The organism is Chitinophaga fulva (genome assembly GCF_012927205.1).
Lineage (GTDB): Bacteria > Bacteroidota > Bacteroidia > Chitinophagales > Chitinophagaceae > Chitinophaga > Chitinophaga fulva.
In genome coordinates this window covers 920,524-942,824 of sequence record NZ_JABBGC010000004.1, presented here as the reverse complement: position 1 = coordinate 942,824, position 22,301 = coordinate 920,524, and the positions used below count along the sequence as shown (strand labels likewise).

Annotated in this window: 16 protein-coding genes; 9 read left to right on the top strand and 7 right to left on the bottom strand. The window is 50.6% G+C overall.

Annotation, left to right across the window (positions count from 1 at the left end; translation table 11 throughout):
* Positions 1-2: 2 nt before the first annotated feature.
* Both HHL17_RS32280 and HHL17_RS32275 read right to left on the bottom strand, forming a co-directional pair.
* Complete coding sequence (locus HHL17_RS32280) at positions 3-1,850, bottom strand: glycoside hydrolase family 2 protein (protein WP_169228915.1); 1,848 nt, start codon at positions 1,848-1,850, stop codon at positions 3-5.
* 24 nt (positions 1,851-1,874) lie between these two features.
* Positions 1,875-2,897, bottom strand: a complete 1,023-nt coding sequence (locus HHL17_RS32275; protein ID WP_206156241.1) for a glycoside hydrolase family 43 protein — start codon at positions 2,895-2,897, stop codon at positions 1,875-1,877.
* A 150-nt stretch (positions 2,898-3,047) separates the two neighbouring features.
* On the opposite strand from HHL17_RS32275, the gene HHL17_RS32270 reads away from it, so the two are divergent.
* From HHL17_RS32270 to HHL17_RS32250, 5 genes are all read left to right on the top strand, one after another.
* Positions 3,048-6,248, top strand: coding sequence for a ligand-binding sensor domain-containing protein (locus tag HHL17_RS32270; RefSeq protein WP_169228914.1), 3,201 nt, complete (start codon positions 3,048-3,050; stop codon positions 6,246-6,248).
* On the top strand, positions 6,230-7,003 hold the full coding sequence (locus tag HHL17_RS32265) for a response regulator transcription factor (protein WP_169228913.1): 774 nt from the start codon (positions 6,230-6,232) through the stop codon (positions 7,001-7,003). The genes HHL17_RS32270 and HHL17_RS32265 overlap by 19 nt, the downstream gene beginning before the upstream one ends.
* A 132-nt stretch (positions 7,004-7,135) precedes the next feature.
* A complete protein-coding gene (locus HHL17_RS32260) occupies positions 7,136-7,774 on the top strand; it encodes a type IV toxin-antitoxin system AbiEi family antitoxin domain-containing protein (protein ID WP_169228912.1) in 639 nt (212 codons plus the stop codon).
* Positions 7,771-8,625, top strand: a complete 855-nt coding sequence (locus HHL17_RS32255) for a nucleotidyl transferase AbiEii/AbiGii toxin family protein (RefSeq protein ID WP_169228911.1) — start codon at positions 7,771-7,773, stop codon at positions 8,623-8,625. The genes HHL17_RS32260 and HHL17_RS32255 overlap by 4 nt, the downstream gene beginning before the upstream one ends.
* Positions 8,626-8,797: 172 nt before the next feature.
* Positions 8,798-11,035: a cation:proton antiporter gene (locus HHL17_RS32250; RefSeq protein WP_169228910.1), complete on the top strand. Its 2,238-nt coding sequence runs from the start codon at positions 8,798-8,800 to the stop codon at positions 11,033-11,035.
* 138 nt (positions 11,036-11,173) lie between these two features.
* Here HHL17_RS32250 and acnA read toward each other — a convergent pair whose 3' ends face one another.
* A complete protein-coding gene (acnA, locus tag HHL17_RS32245) occupies positions 11,174-13,900 on the bottom strand; it encodes an aconitate hydratase AcnA (RefSeq protein ID WP_169228909.1) in 2,727 nt (908 codons plus the stop codon).
* Positions 13,901-14,008: 108 nt separating this feature from the next.
* Here acnA and HHL17_RS32240 point away from each other — a divergent pair, with 108 nt between their 5' ends.
* Positions 14,009-14,842 carry a class I SAM-dependent methyltransferase gene (locus HHL17_RS32240; RefSeq protein WP_169228908.1) on the top strand — a complete coding sequence of 278 codons (834 nt, stop codon included), beginning with the start codon at positions 14,009-14,011 and terminating at the stop codon, positions 14,840-14,842.
* Here HHL17_RS32240 and HHL17_RS32235 read toward each other — a convergent pair.
* Entirely contained in the window at positions 14,837-15,892 is a 1,056-nt protein-coding gene (locus tag HHL17_RS32235) for an MBL fold metallo-hydrolase (RefSeq protein ID WP_317166672.1), read from the bottom strand. The two genes, HHL17_RS32240 and HHL17_RS32235, sit on opposite strands and share 6 nt — an antisense overlap.
* Positions 15,893-15,910: 18 nt before the next feature.
* The gene (locus HHL17_RS32230) at positions 15,911-17,707 is read right to left on the bottom strand and encodes a chloride channel protein (RefSeq protein ID WP_169228907.1); all 1,797 of its coding nucleotides are present in this window, start codon (positions 17,705-17,707) and stop codon (positions 15,911-15,913) included.
* 110 nt (positions 17,708-17,817) lie between these two features.
* Here HHL17_RS32230 and HHL17_RS32225 point away from each other — a divergent pair, with 110 nt between their 5' ends.
* Entirely contained in the window at positions 17,818-18,495 is a 678-nt protein-coding gene (locus HHL17_RS32225) for a Crp/Fnr family transcriptional regulator (protein WP_169228906.1), read from the top strand.
* A 2-nt stretch (positions 18,496-18,497) separates the two neighbouring features.
* Here the strand turns inward: HHL17_RS32225 and HHL17_RS32220 are convergent, their stop codons facing one another.
* Positions 18,498-18,836, bottom strand: coding sequence for a winged helix-turn-helix transcriptional regulator (locus tag HHL17_RS32220; protein WP_169228905.1), 339 nt, complete (start codon positions 18,834-18,836; stop codon positions 18,498-18,500).
* Positions 18,837-18,927: 91 nt separating this feature from the next.
* Between HHL17_RS32220 and HHL17_RS32215 the strand changes: the two genes are divergently transcribed.
* Positions 18,928-19,929 carry a quinone oxidoreductase family protein gene (locus HHL17_RS32215; protein ID WP_169228904.1) on the top strand — a complete coding sequence of 334 codons (1,002 nt, stop codon included), beginning with the start codon at positions 18,928-18,930 and terminating at the stop codon, positions 19,927-19,929.
* Here HHL17_RS32215 and HHL17_RS32210 read toward each other — a convergent pair.
* Complete coding sequence (locus tag HHL17_RS32210; RefSeq protein ID WP_169228903.1) at positions 19,913-21,226, bottom strand: polymer-forming cytoskeletal protein; 1,314 nt, start codon at positions 21,224-21,226, stop codon at positions 19,913-19,915. The genes HHL17_RS32215 and HHL17_RS32210 overlap by 17 nt on opposite strands.
* A gap of 53 nt (positions 21,227-21,279) precedes the next feature.
* Between HHL17_RS32210 and HHL17_RS32205 the strand changes: the two genes are divergently transcribed.
* Positions 21,280-22,173 carry a cyclase family protein gene (locus HHL17_RS32205; RefSeq protein WP_169228902.1) on the top strand — a complete coding sequence of 298 codons (894 nt, stop codon included), beginning with the start codon at positions 21,280-21,282 and terminating at the stop codon, positions 22,171-22,173.
* Positions 22,174-22,301: the final 128 nt, after the last annotated feature.

Here is a 22,301-nt window from a genome sequence, read left to right as displayed (position 1 = left end):
TATTAGGGTTTGAGTGTTACCAGGGCTGGATTATAAAGTTTCTGACTAACTGCTTTCAGTTTCTCTGCCGGTACTTTCTGTATTCTGCGGTCATAGGTCATCAGACCGTTGATTTCCACTTCCACGTCGGTGGTCTGGGTGTATACAGCCGCCGATAAACCCAGCTTGATTAACTCTTCCAGCCGGTCAGTGAAGGTGGAATAACGTTTAAACATTTCGTCTGCATTTTTGAAAGTCTGGTATCCCCAGTTATCTTTCTGTTGCCATACATGCCCTTCTACCGGCAATCCCAGGCCACCGTATTCTCCCAGCACGATAGCGCGTTCGTTTCCGTATATCGCAGGATCGGGCATAGCCGGCTCAGGATAATTGTGCAGGTCGATGATGGGCCCTATCGGGTAGAAGTTGCCACCACTGGCAGTGTTCACCAGGCGGGACGGATCTTTCTTCATCGTCCATGCCACAATGTCCATCGTCTTAAACTGTCCCCATGCTTCGTTGAAAGGAGTCCATACGATGATAGATGGGAAGTTATACAGCGTATTGATGATAGCATTCCATTCTTTGCGATAGTATGCTTCGGATTCAGGAGAGCGTTTTTTATCAGTAGCCCTGTCAATGATACCGGGACGCATTTCCCAGCCGTTACCGAGGTCGCCGCTGGGCATATCCTGCCATACCAGCATACCCAGTTTATCGCAGTAGTAGTACCATCTGGCTGGCTCTACTTTGATGTGTTTACGGATCATGTTGAAGCCCATCGCTTTGGTTTGTGCGATGTCATACAACAACGCTTCATCCGTAGGCGCCGTGTATAATCCGTCAGGCCACCAGCCCTGGTCCAGCGGACCAAACTGGAACACAAAGCGGTTGTTGAGCAACATGCGTTGAACACCATTGTTATCTTTTCCGATGGAAGATTTACGCATGGCGAAATAACTCTTCACTTCGTCGATTACCTTGCCTTTTCGGGTGATGGTAAAACGGAGATCGTACAGGAAAGGTGATTCCGGCGACCACAATTTAGGCGATGTTATCTTCAGTTGCAGCGGCTGCGCTTCCAGGTTACCGGCAGCTACCTGTGTATTACCGTCCCAGGCGGTCACTTTCACCTCGTCGCCAGGTTGACGGCCAGGGATATCTGCATTCACGGTCAGTTCAGCGCGATCGATGTCGGGTGTCTGCGTAGTACCGGCGATGTAAGTGTCTGCCACACCTTCCACCCATACGGTTTGCCAGATACCCGTGACCGGCGTATACCAGATACCGTTAGGTTGTTCTACCTGTTTGCCTCTTGGCTGCGGGCCTTCGTCGGTAGGGTCCCATACGCTGATGGTAATTTCCTGTGCCCCTTTTTTCAGGAAAGGAGTGATATCGAAGGAGAACGGATCGAAGCCGCCTTCATGATTACCGGCTTCTTTACCGTTAACGTATACGATTGTACGCCAGTCTACCGCCCCGAAATGCAGCAGTACTTTTTTGCCTTTCATGGTAGCTGGCAGTGTGATGCTGGTATGGTACCACAACAGGCTGTCTTTGCCCACTGTGCGGCCTACGCCGGACAATCCTGATTCAACGGCGAACGGCACCAGTATCTTTCCATCCCAGGAAGCAGGTGTGGCAGCATTTTTCTCGCGTATAGCATACTGCCATAATCCGTTGAGGTTTTTCCAGTTGCCACGCACCAGCTGTGGACGTGGGTATTCAGGCAGTACCTCGGCAGGATTTACTTTTTCGCTCCAGGGAGATGTGATTTTTTCACCTGCAATTTTCCACTCCTGTTGTTGCGCATAAGCCGTGGACATTAATCCGAGGGATAAAGCCAGTACTAAAAGGTTGTTTTTTATCATACGTTGTCAATTGTCAAATGATGATTATTCTCCTGCGGGTTTGTGTTGTGGCTCTCCTATTTTTACCGGTCCACCGATCACCGGCAGGCCGTTGCGGTCCCATGTCAGGCGTTGCATCCGGGGATTACGCTGACCGCCGCAGCCTTGTCCCGCGCGGGAATTAGCGTGGTAGATGATCCAGTCCTCTTTACCGTTGACTGATGTAAAGAAGCCGTTATGTCCCGGGGAGAAAGCGCCGTTTTCCGGTTTACCTGTGAGAATGGGTTCCGGCATTTTGGTCCAGTTGGCCGCTACCATCGGGTCTGCATTCTTTTTGAGGCGCATCAGTCCGAGGGCGTAATCGTCTGTCCAGCAACCGCTGACGGAGAATACGAGGAATACGTCCTGTTGTCTGTTGAGCAGTATTTCCGGTCCTTCGTTGATGCCGTTTTTCTCCCATGCATACCGGGGTGCAGCGATTTCCACGCGACGGGTGGCCAGTGTCCACGGATTTTTCATACGGGCGATGTAAAGCCGTTGCACATTGTCTTTGCCATTATGCCCGCTCCAGATGAAATAACGTTGTCCCTTGTACGAAAATATGGTACCGTCGATCGCGAAGTGGTCAGCGGCAGTATCGCGGATTTGTCCTTTGTTGACCCAGGTGCCGGTAGTAGGGTCTGCTGCTGTATTTTCCAGCACGAAAGTATGTTGCGGATGTATGCTGTCTGACGAACCGGCGGTATAATAGAGATACCATTTACCATCGAGGCGATGCAGTTCCGGCGCCCATATATCACGCGCATTCGGCCCTTTGGCCGGCGGTGTCCATACCACGGTGGCAGGTGCAGCAGCCAAGGCCGACATGGCCCTTGTTTTACGGAGTGTGATATTATGTCCGGTAGTCGCCATGTAATAGTATACGCCCCCATCCTGTATCACCCAGGGATCGGGACCGCTTTGCAGCAACGGATTGGTGAATGTTGCGGCTGTGTCCGGCTTTACCGGCTGGCAAAAGCCGGTCATCGTTAGTAAAAGATATAAGGGCACCAGGTATCCGCCTTTCATAACATAGATTTTGATCGATTTAAGTGTATAAAAAACACTTAAAATATTTTCCAAAGAAAAAGAATACCCGGCTTGATAGTACGCCTTTTCGTCTCAATCTTTTTACAAATCGTCTCATTTTTGATGGCAGACCTTGATTCCTCAATCGGAATGGATATTATTATCTTTATAAAAACCTTTCATGCTTTGCAGTTGCGTGGTATCGTCATTTTCCTGTTGCTTTTTGCCGGCTTCCCGGCATCCGGCCAGTCTGTCAACTTTGTACATTATCAGGTAGAGAACGGGCTGTCAAACAATGCTGTGATCTGTTCTTTACAGGACAGGCAGGGATTCATGTGGTTTGGCACCAAGGATGGGCTCAACCGGTTTGACGGCTATACGTTCCGCGTATTCCGCCACGACCCGCAGCAACCGGGCAGTATCGGCGGCAACTATGTATCGGTGATATGGGAAGACAACGACGGCCTGTTGTATATCGGCACGGACAAAGGACTGTATGCCTATAACCCCGCCACCGAACAGTTCACCTCCATCAAAGCGCAACCCGGCATCATCCTCGCAATAGACAAAGACCTTGACGGCAACATCTGGTTCAGCGACGACCTGAAACTATACCGTTACAATCCGCATACCGGTGAACTGACAGCTCCGGCGCATTATCCACAGGCCAGCAACTTATGCAGGGCCACGGATGGTAACATCTGGCTGACATCGCCCGAAGGGCAGATAGCCAGGTATAACAGGCAAACAGACCGGTTTACGGCTTATCCCCTGTTCGACCACTCTCCTCCCCCCACTTCCACCTGGATCACCAAAATGACAGGTACCGGACCTGATACTATTCTCATTGGCACCACCACACAGGGCATCAAACTGTTTAATACCCGGTTGCATACGTACCAGGACCTGCTCACCCGTACCGGGGAAGGCACGGGCACGTATGTACGTGATTTTCTGCGTCGTGGCCCCGATGAATACTGGATAGCCACTGAAAGCGGTATCTACATCTATCATCCGGCTGACAGCAGTTATATCAACCTGCGGAAAAAATATAATGATCCCTATTCCATCTCCGACAATGCGGTGTACACGTTGTACCGCGACCGGGAAAATGGTATATGGGCCGGCACTTATTTCGGTGGCATTAATTATTTCACGGAATCCTATACTGCCTTTGAAAAATTTTTCCCCCGCACCGGTGAAAATGCCCTCGGTGGCAATGCCGTGCGGGAAATCTGTGCGGACCGCTACGGCCGGCTCTGGATAGGCACCGAAGATGGCGGACTAAACAGCATGGATATACGCAGCGGAAACATCACCCGCATCAGGCCTTTGCCTGGCGGCGGCGGACTGTCGCATACTAATCTGCATGGCCTGCTCGTCACGGGTGATACCCTCTGGATAGGCACTTTCGAACATGGCCTCGATCTTATGGACGTACGCAATGGAAAATTCATTCGCCATTACTCCGCCGGCAACGGCCCCTACGACCTGCGCAGCAATTTCATCTACAGCATCACGCAGGACCGCAACGGCGATATCCTGTTCTGTACTTCGAGGGGGCTTTACCGTTACCTCCGCGATCGTGACGGCTTTGCCCTTATCAAAGAACTGCCGGATTACTTTTTTTACACCTGCGTGTACCAGGACAGCGAAGGCACTTACTGGGCAGGCACTACACGCGACGGACTTCACCACTTCAACCCGCGTACCGGCCAGAAAGGCGTGTCCCTGTACAGCAATACCGACAGTACCAGTCTGCCGAACAACCGTGTAGACCATATCCTCGAAGACAGCCGTCATCAGCTCTGGTTCACCACCGAAGGAGGCTTGTGCCGGCTGGACAAGGCCACTGGCCGCTTTGTACGATATACCACCCACAATGGGTTATTGAGCAATATGACGTATAATCTTTTGGAAGATGACCAGCACGATCTGTGGATCACCACTTCCAAAGGGCTTGCACATCTTAATTCCGGTAACGGTAACATCAAAGTATATACGAAAACCAACGGCCTGCTCAACGATCAGTTCAACTACAACTCCGCCTACAAAGACAGTTGCGGCACTATGTATTTCGGCAGCGTAAAAGGCATGATACGGTTCAATCCTGCTAATCTGCCCGCTGATAGCTACGTACCGCCGGTATACCTCACCGGTTTCCAGGTGTATAACAAACCACTGTTGCCCGGCAATCCTGCCTTACCGAAAGCGATCAACTACACAGATACCATCACGCTTGCCTATGACCAGTCGTCTTTCAGCATCGACTTCGCCGCCCTGCGTTTCAGTGCGTCGGAGACGACGCCTTACGCCTACAAGATGGAAGGCCTGGATAAAGACTGGACTTACCTGGAAACGAACCGCAAAGCCGTCTTCACCAAACTGGCGCCCGGCACGTATCATTTCCTGGTGAAAGCCGCCAATAACAGCGGCCAGTGGACTACTGCGCCGCGGCAACTGACCATCCGGATACTGCCTCCTTTCTGGGCCAGCTATCCCGCTTATGCGTTATATCTCGTCACCCTGTGCAGCCTTACCTGGTTTATCATCCGGCATTACCGGCAGCGTATCCGGCAGCAGCAGCAACGTCGCATGGAGCTGCTGGAACATGAAAAAGAAAAAGAACTGTACCAGGCTAAAATTGAGTTTTTCACCCATATCGCCCATGAGATACGCACACCGCTGACACTCATCAAAGGCCCGATGGAAAAGGTGATACAACGCTCCGGAGAAGTGCCGCAGGTACAGAAGAACCTCCAGATCATGGAGCGCAACACCAACCGGCTGCTGGACCTCACCAATCAACTGCTCGATTTCCGACGCACAGAAATCAACGGTTACAAACTGAATTTTGTCAAAGCCGGTATCCCGGCACTATTACAGGAGATACACCTGCAGTTCATTCCCGCTGCTGAACAAAAAGAATTGCAGTTCCGTATATTCCTTTCCGTTAATGAGTTTTTTGCTTACATCGATATAGAAGCGTTTAACAAAATCATCAGCAACCTGGTCAGCAATGCCGTCAAATACGCTACCAGAGAGGTATTGATAGCGCTGTTGCCCGTCAGTCCCGATGCGGAACATTTCACCATACACATTCAAAACGATGGTACACTCATTCCCGCCGAGATGAAGGAGAAAATATTTGAACCGTTCTTCCGTGGCAAAAGCGCCGATAATCAGCCGGGCACCGGGCTCGGTTTGTCCATCGCCCGTTCACTCGCCCAGCTGCATCAGGGCACGCTGGAACTATCATACACCAATAATCGTCAGAATATATTCGTACTGACATTACCTATACACCAGGAAATAGAATTTAATCTCAGCAAATGGAAAAGCATATCATAACCCGGCCACAGCTGCTGCTGGTAGACGATAACCAGGAGATCCTTGATTTTATCGCTGATGACCTGCAGGACAAGTACCACATCGTTACCGCAAAAGATGGCGTCACCGCCCTGCGGATACTGCGTGACAGCGCCATCCACCTGGTCGTTAGTGATGTAATGATGCCGGAGATGGACGGATTTGAACTGTGCCGCCAGATCAAATCAGACGTGGAATACAGCCATATCCCCGTGATACTGCTCACCGCCCGCAATAACCTGCAATCCAAGATCGAAGGCCTCGAACTGGGCGCCGACGCCTATATCGAAAAACCTTTTTCACCTGCCCACCTGGAAGCACAGATTGCCAGTCTGCTTAGCAACCGGCAAAAAGTGCGGGACCATTTCGCCGCCGAACCCACCGTACATATCCGCAGCATGGCCATCTCCCGCGCCGATGAAGCTTTCCTTGACAAGCTGCATGAAATCATCCTTCAGCACCTCACAGACGTAAACCTGGATGTGGAAGTACTTGCCGACAAAATGAATATGAGCCGCCCTACCCTGTACCGTAAAATAAAAGTCATCTCCGACCTTACCCCGCATGAACTGATCAACCTCACCCGCCTGAAAAAAGCCGCCACACTACTGGACAGCGGGTATTATAAAGTCAATGAAGCCGCAGAAATGACCGGCTTTGCATCGTTGAATAATTTCAGCCGCAATTTTCAGAAACAGTTTGGCATGCTGCCCTCCGAGTACCTTGGGAAAAAATAAGTTGTCAAATTTTAAGGAGATAATCGGAATATTTTCGATTATCTATCCATTTTTTGACAACTTTAGATATTTTTTGTTAATTTTGAAGGACATAATCGGAAATTATCCGATTATCTCATTAAAAATTGACAGATGAATGTAATACAGGCCATTACCCCCTTTCAGGGCCAGCCGCTTACGCATCAGCTGCTCCTGTCTCTGCTTAAAGACTATAAACGACCTAATGACAAAATACACACCCTGCTACAGGAGCAGATGCTTGTTCCGGTAAAGAAGGGTCTGTATGTGCCTGGCCCTGCCCTTAAACTCCGGCAACCGGAATCTTTTTTGCTAGCCAATCATGTTTACGGGCCCAGCTACGTTTCTATGGATGTTGCATTATCCTATCATGGACTTATTCCGGAACGGGTATATGAGATATCTTCCATGACAACCAAGGCAAGCCACGAATTTGATACGCCGGCCGGCCGGTTTGCCTACTATCATCTTCCTTTTCCGTACTATGCCTATGGCATAAGACAAGCGAAACTGGATGAAAACCAATACGCGCTGGTAGCCACTCCGGAGAAAGCCTTGTCAGATAAAATCGTTACCACTGCGGGCATTATACTCAGAAGCCGGCGAATGGTGATGGAATATCTCGTAGAAAACCTCCGTATCGACGAGGAAGTACTGGCAGCATTGGACACAAACACCATGCAGGAATGGTTAGGATGCGCACCCAAGAAAAAAAGCCTGGAAATGGTCATCAAAACAATTAAAAGCTTATGATCAAAGAATGGATCGACTCCTACCAACCCGCTAACAGAGGAGAGGCATTGCTGGCCTTACGGGAGATCATGCAGGAGACAGCACTCGCAGGACTACAACGCGCGGGCTTTTTCGAGAAAGCGGCTTTCTATGGAGGAACAGCTTTAAGGATATTCTACGGGCTGGACCGATTTTCAGAAGACCTCGACTTTTCCCTGCTGAAAAAAAATCCTGATTTTTCGTTTGACAAATACCTGGACGCTCTTGTTACGGAATTTGCGACACTGGGCATGCTGGTATCTGTCAAAGAAAAAAGTAAAACCCGTCAAACGCATATTGAATCAGCCTTTCTGAAATCAGAAACGGTGTGGAAAGAACTGATACTGGAAGAAATCATCCCACAAAAAGGCCTTGATGAGGTAGCACATCTAAAAATCAAACTGGAAGTAGATACGCTACCCCCACTGGGTTTTGATACAGAAGACAAACTCCTGTTAAGACCTTTTTCTTTTTATGTGAAATGTTTTACCATCAACGATTTGTTTGCGGGAAAAATGCATGCATTACTTTTCCGCAAGTGGAAAGAAAATGTGAAGGGGCGCGACTGGTATGACCTGGAATGGTATATAAAAAAGGGAATCCCGTTGAATCTGCAACATTTTCTGTTACGGGCACAGGATAGCGGTGACTGGCAGGACGCAAACATCACACCTGCGGCTCTCCGGAAATTACTGCAGAAAAAAATTGATACTGTTGATTTCACTAAGGTAAGAGAGGACATTATTCGGTTTATTAAAAATCCGTCTGTCCTGGAGATATGGTCATCACAATATTTTCACGACCTTATCACTCATTTAAAGATCATATCCTAACTATCATCCACACTGTATTTCCCCTTTAACATTTCACTTGTCAACCCCCTGAAAAAATAATATATTAGCGAAGTTCAGCGATTCAACAATTGGCTTTAACACATTATGCCGGCACGTTTATACGCGCTGACATAACCTTACATTACGCAATCTATAAATCGATTTTTACTGTATGCATCTACCGAAATTGATTATTGACCTGGCATTGATTCTTGGAGCGGCAGGTATTATTACTTTATTATTCAGGCGGCTGAAACAGCCCATGGTATTGGGTTACATCATCGCCGGCTTTATCGTGGGCCCTAACTTTCATCTTTTCCCCTCTATCAGTGATGGGGAGAGTGTTAAGATATGGTCTGAGATAGGCGTTATCTTTTTGTTATTTTCCCTTGGCCTTGAATTCAGTTTCAAAAAACTGATGCGTGTAGGAGGCACGGCGGCGATCACCGCCTTTACGGAAATAGCCTTCATCACCGTGGCCGGGTATTTCACCGGTCAACTGATGGGCTGGAGTACTATGGACAGCCTGTTTCTCGGCGGTTTGCTCGCCAGCTCGTCCACCACTATTATCATCCGGGCTTTTGAAGAACTGGGTATCAAGAAAAAACCATTTACCAAAATTGTATTTGGGGTACTGGTAATAGAAGATATTGTGGTGATCCTGTTGATGGTATTGCTTTCCACTATGGCGGTGAGCAAACAGTTTGAAGGTTCCCAGATGTTGTTTACCATCGCCAAACTCCTGTTTTTCCTGGCGGTATGGTTCCTGGCGGGCATTTTCCTGCTACCCACTTTCCTGAAAAAAATGGAGAAATACATGAACAGCGAAACGCTGCTCATTCTCAGCATAGCCCTCTGTCTGGGTATGGTGATACTGGCCACACAGGTTGGTTTCTCCGCAGAGTTGGGTGCCTTTATCATGGGCTCTATTATCGCAGAAACTACTTCTTCCGAAAAAGTGGAACACCTCATACAACCGGTAAAAGACCTGTTCGGTGCTATTTTCTTTGTATCTGTAGGTATGCTGATCAATCCGGAGATGATCATCGAATACCGTTGGCCGGTGCTGTGGATTACCTTGCTGACTATTTTCGGTAAATTCATCAGTACGGGTGTAGGTGCGCTCTTGTCCGGCCGGCCGCTGAAAGAGGCCGTGCAGGTAGGCATGAGCATGGCGCAGGTGGGCGAGTTTGCCTTCATCATTGCCACGCTGGGCGTGACCCTCGGGGTAACCAGCGAATTCCTCTTCCCGGTAGCGGTGGGCGTTTCCGCCGTCACCACTTTCACCACTCCGTACATGATCCGTTTCTCTACGCCCATGTACAACTGGTTGTCGAAGATCATCCCTGAGAAATGGCTGATAGCGCTCAACCGCTACTCTGCCAGCTCCCAAACCCTTCAGGCGGAAAGCGACTGGCGCATTGTGCTCAACGCTTACCTGAAAGTGATCATCCTGAACAGCGTGGTACTGATCGCCATCATTCTGCTCAACACTTACTACGTAGGCCCTTTCATCACGAAATATATAGAGAATCAGCTGCTGGCCAAACTGATAGCGGTGGTATTGGCCATCGCTATGATGGCGCCGTTTATTTCCGCGCTCACCATCAAAAAGGTACAGGGCATCGCTTACAAAGCGCTGTGGCTCGATTCCAAATACAACCGCGGCCCGCTGGTGGTAGTGGAAGTGATCCGCAACGTGATAGCTGTGCTACTGGTAGGTTTCCTGCTCAACCAGTTCTTCCCTTTCTGGCAGGCGCTGCTGGGTACCTCCATCGTGATGGCAGTAGTGTTGCTGGCACTAAGGCAACAGTTACAGAAATATTACAGTCGTATTGAACACCGTTTCCTCTCCAACCTCAATGCCCGTGAAGAAGCGGATGCTGCTGCTAAGAAAAAGGCGGCTGCCGATCTGCTCCCCTGGGACGCACAGGTATCCGAAATAGAGATCAATCCATGGTCATCGCTGATTGATACCCCACTGGTAGACTTGCAGCTGCGGGAAAAATATGGCATCAACGTTGGCGCTATCAAAAGAGGCAACGTTACCATTTATGCGCCCACCCGGCAGGAAAAACTATTCCCCAATGATGTGATCGTGGCGATCGGTACGGAAGCACAGCTGGAAGAATTCAACCGGGTAGTGAACACACTCGTGGTGGAAAGAAGCGACGATATGGCGGATGATAATGTGGGGCTTACCAGCATCGTGGTAGACGAACACAATGGCCTGAAAGGTCAGACCATCCGCAGCTCCGGCATCAGGGAAAAAACCAGTGCGCTGGTGGTAGGTATTGCCCGTGGCAGCGAACGTATCCTGAACCCGCCTTCCGATATGGCTTTTGAATGGGAAGATGTAGTGTGGCTGGTAGGAGATCGAAAGAAAATATCAGAACTTGCCAAGAAATAAAGCAGAAAAATTTAGGAATTTTTTGATTTACGATTTTTTGATTTTAAATAAGAAGACCGAAGCGATTTCATTACTCGCTTCGGTCTTCCGGTTTTATTTATAAAATCAAAAAATCGTAAATCAAAAAATTCCCAAATTTTATGCCTTCTTCAAAAATGCCCTCAGCACATATTGCAGGATACCACCATTTTTGTAGTATTCTATTTCAATGGCGGAATTCAACCGGCATTTGGCTTGGAAAACTACCGCTGGTCCACTGGCCGGTGTAGCCGTTACCGTTACAATTTTTCCGGGGGTAAGGTCTTCTGCTATACCAGTGATAGTATAAGTTTCGGTACCGTACAGTCCCAGCGAGGCGGCAGTTTCGCCGTTCACATACTCCAGCGGCAACACGCCCATGCCTACCAGGTTGCTGCGATGGATACGTTCGTAACTCTCCGCGATCACCGCTTTCACACCCAGCAGATTGGCGCCCTTGGCGGCCCAGTCGCGCGAAGAACCGCTGCCATACTCTTTTCCGGCGAGGATGATCAATGGTACTTTTGCCGCGGCGTATTGCATGGCCGCATCGTATACTGGCAGCACCATGCCCTGTGGCATCAAGGTAGTGAAACCACCTTCTTTGGGTGACAGCGCGTTTTTAATGCGCACATTGGCAAACGTTCCCCTGATCATCACTTCATGATTACCCCTGCGGGAACCATAAGAGTTAAACATTTTAGGATCGATGCCCCTGTCGAGCAGGTATTTACCGGCAGGCGTATCCGCCTTGAAAGACCCGGCAGGCGAGATGTGGTCTGTTGTAACGGAATCGCCCAGCATCAGCAGCACACGCGCATCCGTGACGTCTTCCACGGCAGACGGAGTATCAGGCAGGTTGTAGAAAAATGGTGCTTCTTTGATATAGGTGGAATCGTTGCTCCAATGGTAATCCTGACCGGTAGGCGCCAATAATCCTTTCCACTGGTCATCCCCTTCAAAGATCACCGAATAGGTATTCCTGAAGTCCTCCTGTTTCACCGCGGCGGCAACAGCTTCGTTGATTTCATCCTGGGTAGGCCATATATCCCGCAGGAATACCGGCTCGCCGTTAGGATCGAAGCCCAGCGGATCATTGAGCAGGTCTACGTCTACACGGCCGGTGATGGCATAAGCCACTACCAGCAATGGCGACGCGAGGAAGTTCATCTTCACCTGCGGATGTACACGCGCTTCAAAGTTGCGGTTACCGGATAATACAGAAGCCACGATCAGGCTGCCTTTGTCCACCGCTTCAGCTACATGCGGCGGCAGCGGACCACTGTTACCAATACACGAAGTACAGCCATATCCCACCACATGGAAACGCAATGCTTCCAGCTCGTACAGTAAACCGGAACGTTTCAGATATTCGGTCACTACACGGGAGCCGGGCGCCAGACTGGTTTTCACCCATGGCTTCACATAGAGGCCGCGACTGATCGCTTTTTTAGCTACCAGCCCTGCACCGATCATCACACTGGGATTGGAGGTATTGGTACAGCTGGTGATGGCCGCAATAGCAATAGCGCCGTCACTCAGCACATATTCTTCATTTTTTAGTTTGATGCGCACCGACTTCAGATAATCCACTTCCACCGCTACTTCTTCCGTGTGTTTCTGGATCTCGTAGGTGAATGCAGTACCGGAACCACCTTCGTATAGCCACGCGGTATCGCGGCGTTTGCCTTCGGGCGTGTACATCCTTTTGAATTCCTTGTTCAGCAGCGATTCAAACGCTGAATGCAGGTCTTTCACCAGGATGCGGTCCTGCGGCCGTTTAGGGCCGGCTACGGCTGACTGTACCTTCGAGAGGTCCAGCTCTATCACATCGGAATAGGTGATATTTTCATTGCCATGACGCCACAACATATTTTCCTTACAGTAGTTTTCCACACGGGCCACCACTTCATCGGGGCGGTTGGTGCGACGCATGTATTGCAATGTTTGTTCATCTATGGGGAAGTAAGTAACGGTACAGCCGAATTCGGGCGACATGTTGGAGATAGTGGCCCTGTCTGGTACGGAGAGATGGTCCAGCCCCTCGCCGAACACTTCCACAAATTTATCGACCACCCCGTATTTGCGCAGCAGCTGGGTGATCGCTAACACCATGTCCGTAGCAGTAACGCCCTCGCTTAGTTGCCCTGTCAGTTTCAGGCCGATTACCTGCGGACAGGAGAAATAAATCGGCTGCCCGAGGATGGCCGCTTCTGCTTCAATACCACCTACGCCCCAGCCCAGTACGCCAATACCATTCACCATAGGTGTGTGTGAGTCGGTCCCGACGAGCGAATCCGGGAATATCCAGCCATCGCGGGAGATAACGCCATGTGCCAGGTATTCGAGGTTCACCTGGTGGCAGATGCCCATGCCCGGCGGCACGACCGTAAAATTATCAAATGCCTGTTGCGCCCATTTAAGCAGCTGGTACCGCTCTTTGTTACGCTCATACTCGTAGGCCACATTCTTTGTGTAAGCGTAGTCTGTCGCAAAAAAATCAACCTGTACGGAGTGGTCCACCACCAGGTCTACCGGGATGGCCGGATTGATTTTAGCGCCGTCTTTTCCCCTGCGGATGACTTCTGCCCGGATCGAGGCAATATCCACCACGGCCGCCACACCTGTGAAATCCTGCATCAGCACACGCGCCGGCTTAAAAGGAATTTCCTTGTCGGGCGGTGTGGGCTGCCAGTTGACCAGCGTTTCCACATGTTCATCGGTGATGGCGAAATTGTCGTGGTTGCGCAATACGTTTTCCAGTAAGATCCTGATGGAGAAAGGTAAACGGGATATCTGCCTGCCTTCCTTTTCCAGTTTGCTGAGAGATGCTATACGTTCCTTCATATGCTATATTGTTGACATTCCTAATGAAACAATGATAATCTGTAATTGTTCTGACTGCATCTTCCATGCGCACGTAAGCCTTATATTCATTAAAAATAACCAATTCTGATGACCAATAAGTTAAAAGTTCCCGCAACGGCACGACTGGTATTGGAACAGGCTATCAGATTGTATACCAGCCCCCTTGAAAAGGCTTATATCAACGCGATTGATTTCAGTGAAACGAGCCGTTTGTCGCGCGACCTGACCCGTACCTACCCGCCAATAGCAGACACCATTTACTACCGCAAACAGGCCGTTCGCGAAGTCATACAGCACCGGATGGCACAATACCCCGTGCAGCAGGTGCTGATCCTCGGCGCAGGACTGGACCCGCTGTCGCTCTACCTGCTGGAACACTACGCCGAACGTATCAGCCGTATACTGGAGGTAGACAACGGGTATATCGAAGAGAAGAAAATAATCTATGAAGAAATATTACATATAACAGGACCGCTGCATTTGCTGCAATGCGATCTTACCGATACTGTCTTGCTGGAGGCTATGTTAATACAAGCGGGATATATGCCCGAAGAACCGGCCATGGTCATTTTTGAAGGCGTGCTCCATTATATGAGCAATGAAGCATGTGTGCAGGTCATGCAATTATTGGCAACTCCTCAACAACATCATCTGGGCTTGCTTGATTTTTCACTGGCGCTGCCAGATGTGCCGGACAACTTCCTGGTCTATCACCGGAATACGCTGAAGGTGATGGAAACATACCTTAACACGACCCTCAATTTGAACACCCGGCAACAGATAAGGGATTTGGTGGCCCGTTTTGGCCGGCTGGAGTATTTTGAACCATTATGCGAGACAGAGAAAAAACTCACCGGTACCAACCGCGTTTTTCATCAGCCGGGACACGGTATTGTGGAATTGGCTGTGTTCAGTTTATAGATGCCACCATTGCAGATGTGGATAACTCTCCCCCACGATCACCTGTTCCCCGATCATCGGGGTGGTGACTGCCAGCCCTTCCGTGGCAGCGGCGGCCGTTACCCTTGCCGGGGGCTCGTCCCATGGGTGATTGGCCAACGCGAATTTAGCCCAGTGTACCGGCATCAGTACTTTGGCGTCCAGGTCCATCGCTGCCTGCACCACCTCTTCCGGTTTCATGTGAATGTAAGGCCACGCATCGTCATACTGCCCGCATTCCAGGATGGCCAGATCAAAAGGCCCGTATACTTTTCCTATCTCCTTGAAATGATCACCATAACCGGAGTCCCCGCCAAGAAACAACGTATATCCATACAGGTGAAACACGAAGGATGTCCACAGGCTACCGCCTCTTTTTAATCCCCTGCCGGAAAAATGACGTGCAGGCGTTGCCGTTAGTGACAGCTCATCGGATAAATGTATGGTATCCCACCAGTCCATCTCGGTAATTTTACCATCGGCATGGCTACCACAGGCCATCAGGTCCTGCCCTACGCCCAGCGCGGTATACACCGCTTTGGTGGAAGGCAACAGGGCTGTTATTGTTTTTTTATCGAGATGATCATAATGGTTGTGGGTGACGATCAGGATATCAATGGATGGCATGTCAGCAGCGGAATAACCATTGCTGCCGGGAAATGCCTTGACGGTAAACGGCATCGGCGAAGCATTACCGCTGAAAACGGGATCTACCAATATATTCAGGCCATTGATCTGTATCAGGTAGGAAGAATGTCCAAACCAGGTGATGACCGGTTTGTAGCCGGCCACTGCCCGCAGCGGTGCCTTCACCGAGGGCAGTGTTTTTGGCGGACGGACATTTCCGGGCCGGCGCAACGCCTGCTTCAGCATGCCGAAATAAGATATGTCCTCCGATTTCATGGGAGTAGGCGCCAGGTTTTGGAACGCTCCGTCTTTAAAGTTCCGGGACTGTAAAATCCGCTCCCTGGTAGTCAATGGTTTCTGCTGCATGGTGGTATATTCCGCAGCAAAAGTACCATATTTCGGCACATGAAGGACGAACGCTGTTTATCTCACCAGCAGGCGTTTTCCGCGTGCCATCAACCGCAACAGGCGGGTATTGCCGAAAAAGGCGGAGTGATACCTTGCTGATGCCAGCTGTTTTTCGCTGTAGGTATGCATGATAGCAGCGGCTGTCACCATACCCTTCAACCGGTTATCTTCTATCACGGCCAACACGCTCAGCTGGTACTTCTCCAGCATCTGCGCTACCATGTTAATATCGTCGCCAGGCAACAGGAACGGTGCTGTACGCGATACCAGTTGCGCTATCATGGTATTTTCATCTGCCACCAGCAACTGCTGCCGGTCGAGATACCCCGCAAAACGGCCATCAGCATCGGTTACCAGCAGGTGCTGCTGATAATACGCGTGGTTATCGAGCAGGATGTTTACCTGTGCCGCGGTGAAAGTATCTTTCACCATCATCTCCGGCTGTACCACTACCATAGCGGCATTGATCTGCTGCATCACATCAGGGATGTATTCTTCCGGCGCATGTACGCCCCGGCGGCGGATCTTCTCTGTCATAATAGATCCTTTCATCAAAAAGAAAGAGACAAAGTAAGCGGTGGTACAAGCGCCGATCAAGGGCAACAGTCCGTGTGGCTGCCCGGTCGTTTCCAGCGCAAACACAATAGCCGTCAGCAATGCCCGTGATGCGCCGGCAAACATGGCCGCCATGCCGATCAATGCTGCTGTGGCCAGGTTGATGCCGCTGCCGGGAAACAGTTGCAGCACCACTACGCCCATCAACGCACCGAAAGCACCGCCAATGGTGAACAACGGCGCCAGCGTACCACCGGAGGTACCGCTGCCCAAAGAGATCACCCACGACAAGTATTTCAACACACAAAGAGACAACATCAGTGTTAACGTCACCTCACCGGTCAACAGCGTCTTAATATTATCATACCCCACCCCCATGGTATGCGGTGCGAAATAACCAATCACCCCCACGGCTACAGCACCAATGGCCGGCCACCACATCCAGTGGATAGGCAGATGCTCAAACATATCCTCCACCCAATACACGGAACGGGATACCAGCGCTGCCACTACACCGATGGCGGCGCCCATGAGCACATAAGTCACCAGCGCCATATCTGATACCACCGGGATAGGCGGCATAGCAAATACCGGATCATTGCCAAACAACAACAGGTGCATGCCAGCGCCAGCAATACAGGACAAAGCCACCGGGATCACCGAACGTGGCGAAAATTCAAACAACAACAGCTCTATCGCCAGTAAGATGGCTGCCAGCGGACTGCCGAAAATGGCAGACATGCCCGCACAGGCGCCAGCAGCCAGCAATACCTTCCGCTCTGCGGAAGAAATATGGATCACCTGGCCGGTAAATGACCCCATGGCGCCACCCGTGGCGATGATAGGGCCTTCCGCACCGAAAGGTCCGCCCGTACCAATGGAAATGGCAGCTGACAACGGCTTCAGTATGGTGATCACCGGCGGTATCCGGCTCTCATTCAAAATAATGTTCTCCATCGCTTCGGGAATACCATGCCCCCGGATCGCCTTGCTGCCAAAACGCGCCATGACACCCACAATAAGGCTCCCGATGACCGGTACCAATATTACCACCCAGCCCAGGTGATGGCCGGCAGGCCCCCGCTCTTCAAACGAAAGCTCACCGTAGAAGGACAGGTTCGTGATCAGGCTGATCAGTAATACCAACGCCTTGGCTACCATGCCCACCAGCACAGCATTAAGCAATGCCTGCATGCTCAGGTAAAATACTCTTCTCGATACTTTTCCGGCCTTTTCAGGCCTGTTTATATGATCCATGAAATGAAAAATGATATCTACAAATAAAAACCATCACAAAAATATGATTCAAATCATATTAAACAGCATTTTTTCTATAAAACCATCGAAAAAGTATTACTATTGCAACCATGAAGAAAAACAGGGCCTGCGATCTGAAGACATGTTTTTTATGCCAGCATGCTATCCCGGAATGGTTGGCTGCAGTGGCCTCCCACCGGCAACATCAGTCGTTTAAAAAAGGGGAAATACTGTTCCGCGAAGGCGATCCGGCCACCGGCATTTATTTTTTATATGAAGGAAAAGTGAAAGTGCATAAACAGTGGGGACCGGAAAAAGAACTCATCATCCGGCTGGCGAAAAAAGGCGACATCCTCGGCCACCGTGGCTTCGGCAGCGAACAGCGCCTGTATCCGGTATCTGCCACGGCCCTGGAAGATGGTACCTTCTGTTATGTGGACAATACCTTTTTTGAAGCCTCGCTCAAAGTAAACCCTGCCCTCACCTACCGGCTCATGCAGTTTTATGCCGCGGAATTACAGGAAGCGGAAAAGAAAATGCGCAACCTTGTGCACATGGACGTGAAAAGCAGATTGGCAGACGCACTGCTGGAAATAAGCCGGGTGTATGGGCACAAACAATTTACGATCAACCGGCAGGACCTTGCCTCCCTCGCCGGCACCACCTACGAGACTATCTACCGTATCCTGCAGGATTTTATCCAACAACGGTTGATCGAGGCTGAAGGAAAATCCATCACTATTTTACAGGAGAAAAAATTACAACAGCTGCTGACGGCAACCTCCTGAGGTTATCGTTTATCATACCATTCGGCCAGCTCCTCCAGGATAGGCAACACAGCCGCTCCTTTGTCGGTGAGGCTGTAATCCACCCGTACCGGCACTTCGGGGATGATGGTCTTGCCAATCAGCCCGTCCGCCTCCAGTTCCCGCAACAGCCGCCCCAACACCTGGTCCGACACCGTTGGCAATACCTGTTTCAATAAACTGAAACGGTTCTTCCCTTCTGAAATATGAATCAGCGTCAGCGCTTTCCAGCGGCCGGAAAGGATTTCCAGCGCCCCGGTGATACGGCATGCGCTACGCAGAAATTTCCGGTTAGACGCATTGGAAGATGTTTCCTTGATCATAATACCACTCATTTTTTTGTGAGTAACTCTCAATTATCACGGTTATTGGTCACCGTGACCCGGCCTGTTAGCTTTGTCCAAAATTACGTACATGCAGGCAATTGTATTAAATGGATTTGGAGATGCCGGCCAATTCCGGCAAACGGAACTACCAACGCCCACTTATAAGGAAAATGAATTATTGATTGAAATTAAAGCCACTGCTTTTAATCCTATTGATTATCAAATGCGGCAGGGCCGCCGCGAAAGCCAGCATATGCATTCTCCGGTACTGGGCCGGGAACTGGCCGGCATTGTGGTAGCAGCAGGCGCGCAAACAAAAGGTTTCCTGCCGGGCGACAAAGTGATCGCGGCAGCTGGCAGCAAAGGCTCTAACGGCACCTATGCTACGCACATCGTGCTCAATTATCTCATGGTAGCGCCACTGCCGGCAGCATTGCCTTTTACTACCGCAACGGCCATTCCATCTGCCGGACTTACCGCCTGGCAAACCTTTCAACGGATGCATGCCCAAGCGGAAGAATTCCTTTTCCTCACGGGTGGCGCCGGCGCAGTAGGCAGCTTCCTGATCAAACTACTGAAGGCACATGGCAGCCATCAGCTGTTCACCGCTGCGGGCAACGAACAAAGCAAGGCAGCACTGGAAACACTGGGGTTGCCCGCCACGCACATACTCGACTACCGGCAGCCCAACCTGACACAAAGGTTGCTGGACGCCAGCGGGCAACGGCATTTCGACTGGGGCATCGATATTGCGGGAGGAACGATCTCCGAAACAGCGGCGGAGGTAATAGGGCTAAACAAAGGGTATGCAGACATCACTTTCCTTGGAACACCACGCACCCGGGAACTATTGTTCGACAAAGGCGCGCATGTCCTCAACATCTCCAACTATGCCTACGCGGTGGCCAATCACCTGTCATGGTACGGACAAAACCTGCGGGAACTGGTCACGCTGCTCAATAACGGCGTAATCACACCACCGGCCGTGCAGGTAGTGGGCCGCCTCAGTGCTGACACCGTCCGGCAGGCGCATATCATGATGGAAAACAACCAGACTTATGGCCGCAAGCTGGTTATGACGATGGAGTAGACGAATTCCCATTCAGCCGCGATATTTTACGGGCAAAACGTTCATTGAAAGCGGTCCACGCTTCCGCGTATTCCGGCTTGTCATAACGTTGCCGGGCATACGCATATGTCGTGGCTGACAGGTGCCAGTTAAATACATTTTCGAGATATTTGATATCATCGGCCATCACCCGCTCCAGCACCTTCTGTTTGGACACGCCGGATTGCTGACAGTACCTGTCCAGCCACGCGCCGCGACCGGCTTTCACGTACAGCACCAGCATATCTTCCGTGATAAAAACGATGGGCACATGTTCCATCTGCCAGTCGGACACTTTGATAACATTACATAACAACGCATGTTCGTAGAACCGCTCTGGGATATCATACTTCAAAATGGCGCCGTGTTTGGCAGCGAGGTAACACAGTTCCCGGGTGATCAGCTCCGATGGCAGGTAACGCAATGCCTTACCATCCCGTTCCGCCGCAGCTGCAGCCAGTTCCGGCGTAATAGATCCCGGAGGGAAATATTCCAGCGACGCCACACTGTAAGCCATCGCTTCATCACACAGATTGGACGTACGCATTTCCATCGGCACCCGCTTCAGGTCACGGTAGTTGCGGCGTACCTTGTTGCGCCAGTATTCGAGCGTCTTTTCCTCCGGCTGCGTCACACTTTCTCCCGCTGCGAGGTCGCGGCGGATTTCTTCGAAGTCGGTCGTCAGGGGATTATTGAGCAGTACGCGCAGGTTTTCAGAAATCACCGGATCGCCGTCTTCAGACTCTCCGCATTCGTTGACTTCCGGGCTTTCAGCATCGTTGTCATTATAATAAAACTGACTGATCTCTTTACGGAAAGGCATCAGGTGATAATCGTCCACGATCATAATGGGGGCGATGAAAGTGCCGTCGCATTGCATCCAGCCGTGGTTGTAATGCAGCATGATCATTTCTTCCACGCGGACATCGCCTTCCACGCGGGTGGGCGCGCCGCCCACCATGAGGTTGCGGCAGGTGAGGTTGCCGGCCACATAAAAAACGGGGCCATAATCGCCCGTTTCGTTGAGGATACCGCCATCCACTGTCAGGTTGCCAATAACAGCAAATCCCAGCGGGGGCCGGCCATCCGGCATATTGTCAAGTCGGTCTGTATCGATTATCAGGTCGCCCTGCAGATGCAGATCACCTTTATGCACATAGAAATAACCATCCGTTCCTATCATATCCATAAAAGCCTCTTCACTTTCAAGGACTTTTATCTGTATCTGGTGCTGATTCAATGCCTGTTCAGCAGTGAGCATCTGAAATTCTCTAAGCATAGCGCTAATATCGTACATTTATAAACGTCTCAAAACGGGAAAATTATCAACCGATGAACAAAAGAGTAAAATTTGATTTTGATATTCGCTTCACCAACGGTGGCGGCATCAAAGGAGAGGATTTCCGCCTGGACATCGCCGGCGACGACATCTCCGACAAAGAACTGGCAGACTATATTGTAGCCGACATGCGCCTGCTGATGGTAGGCGAAACCCATATCCTTAACAAAGAAATTCTCACTGAGCCGCATAAACGAAAACCGGTCGGCACCGGCGGACAAAATTACCTCGTGGACCTAAGCCACACCATCGAAAACGGGCTGGTGACCTATAAAGGATTGCCTGCTCCCGTGATCTGTGATTTCCTCAGCCGCGAAAACTCCGCCGCACTGTATGACGGCGACACCACCTTCCAGATCGGGAAAATAGAAATGGTCACCAATACCGGCACTTATATCGACTGCCCCTTCCATCGTTATGCCGACGGAAAAGACATGTCGGAAATGCCGCTGGAACGGTTCGTTGACCTGGACGCCATCGTCATCCGCGCACCTTATGAACAAGGCCTCGCTATTACCGCCAACAGACTCCGGAACCACGAAATACGCAACCACGCTGTATTGGTACATACCGGCTGGGCCACCCACTGGAACACGCCCACGTATTACGAAAACCATCCGTTCCTCACCGCCGACGCAGCCGAATACCTGCGTGACTGCGACGTGAAGCTGGTCGGCATCGACTCACACAACATCGACAACACACAAGGCCGCAGCAGGCCGGTACATACCACCCTGCTGGGCGCCGAAATACTCATCGTAGAACATCTCTGCCATCTGGAGCTATTACCGGATGAGGGTTTCACCTTCAGCGCCGTACCGCCCAAATTCAAAGGCGTAGGGACGTTCCCGGTACGGGCGTTGGCGAAATTGAAAACCCAGGGCTAAAGCCCTGGGCTACGTTGTTGTTCAGGTTCTTTTACAGTTAGGGTGTGTAAGGAAATGGATTTTTGTTTCTATGCGGAAGTCTCTGATGATGGCGTTGTCAGGGAGATTGCTGCGATTCACGATCTGAA

What these genes read in the sequence shown, in the direction of transcription:
- HHL17_RS32215 (WP_169228904.1), top strand. Translation starts at nt 18,928, where the DNA reads ATGCAGGCAATTGTATTAAATGGATTTGGAGATGCCGGCCAATTCCGG.
- acnA (WP_169228909.1), bottom strand. Translation starts at nt 13,900, where the DNA reads ATGAAGGAACGTATAGCATCTCTCAGCAAACTGGAAAAGGAAGGCAGG.
- HHL17_RS32275 (WP_206156241.1), bottom strand. Translation starts at nt 2,897, where the DNA reads ATGAAAGGCGGATACCTGGTGCCCTTATATCTTTTACTAACGATGACC.
- HHL17_RS32270 (WP_169228914.1), top strand. Translation starts at nt 3,048, where the DNA reads ATGGATATTATTATCTTTATAAAAACCTTTCATGCTTTGCAGTTGCGT.
- HHL17_RS32230 (WP_169228907.1), bottom strand. Translation starts at nt 17,707, where the DNA reads ATGGATCATATAAACAGGCCTGAAAAGGCCGGAAAAGTATCGAGAAGA.
- HHL17_RS32210 (WP_169228903.1), bottom strand. Translation starts at nt 21,226, where the DNA reads ATGCTTAGAGAATTTCAGATGCTCACTGCTGAACAGGCATTGAATCAG.
- HHL17_RS32260 (WP_169228912.1), top strand. Translation starts at nt 7,136, where the DNA reads ATGAATGTAATACAGGCCATTACCCCCTTTCAGGGCCAGCCGCTTACG.
- HHL17_RS32225 (WP_169228906.1), top strand. Translation starts at nt 17,818, where the DNA reads ATGAAGAAAAACAGGGCCTGCGATCTGAAGACATGTTTTTTATGCCAG.
- HHL17_RS32240 (WP_169228908.1), top strand. Translation starts at nt 14,009, where the DNA reads ATGACCAATAAGTTAAAAGTTCCCGCAACGGCACGACTGGTATTGGAA.
- HHL17_RS32205 (WP_169228902.1), top strand. Translation starts at nt 21,280, where the DNA reads ATGAACAAAAGAGTAAAATTTGATTTTGATATTCGCTTCACCAACGGT.
- HHL17_RS32265 (WP_169228913.1), top strand. Translation starts at nt 6,230, where the DNA reads ATGGAAAAGCATATCATAACCCGGCCACAGCTGCTGCTGGTAGACGAT.
- HHL17_RS32255 (WP_169228911.1), top strand. Translation starts at nt 7,771, where the DNA reads ATGATCAAAGAATGGATCGACTCCTACCAACCCGCTAACAGAGGAGAG.
- HHL17_RS32280 (WP_169228915.1), bottom strand. Translation starts at nt 1,850, where the DNA reads ATGATAAAAAACAACCTTTTAGTACTGGCTTTATCCCTCGGATTAATG.
- HHL17_RS32220 (WP_169228905.1), bottom strand. Translation starts at nt 18,836, where the DNA reads ATGATCAAGGAAACATCTTCCAATGCGTCTAACCGGAAATTTCTGCGT.
- HHL17_RS32250 (WP_169228910.1), top strand. Translation starts at nt 8,798, where the DNA reads ATGCATCTACCGAAATTGATTATTGACCTGGCATTGATTCTTGGAGCG.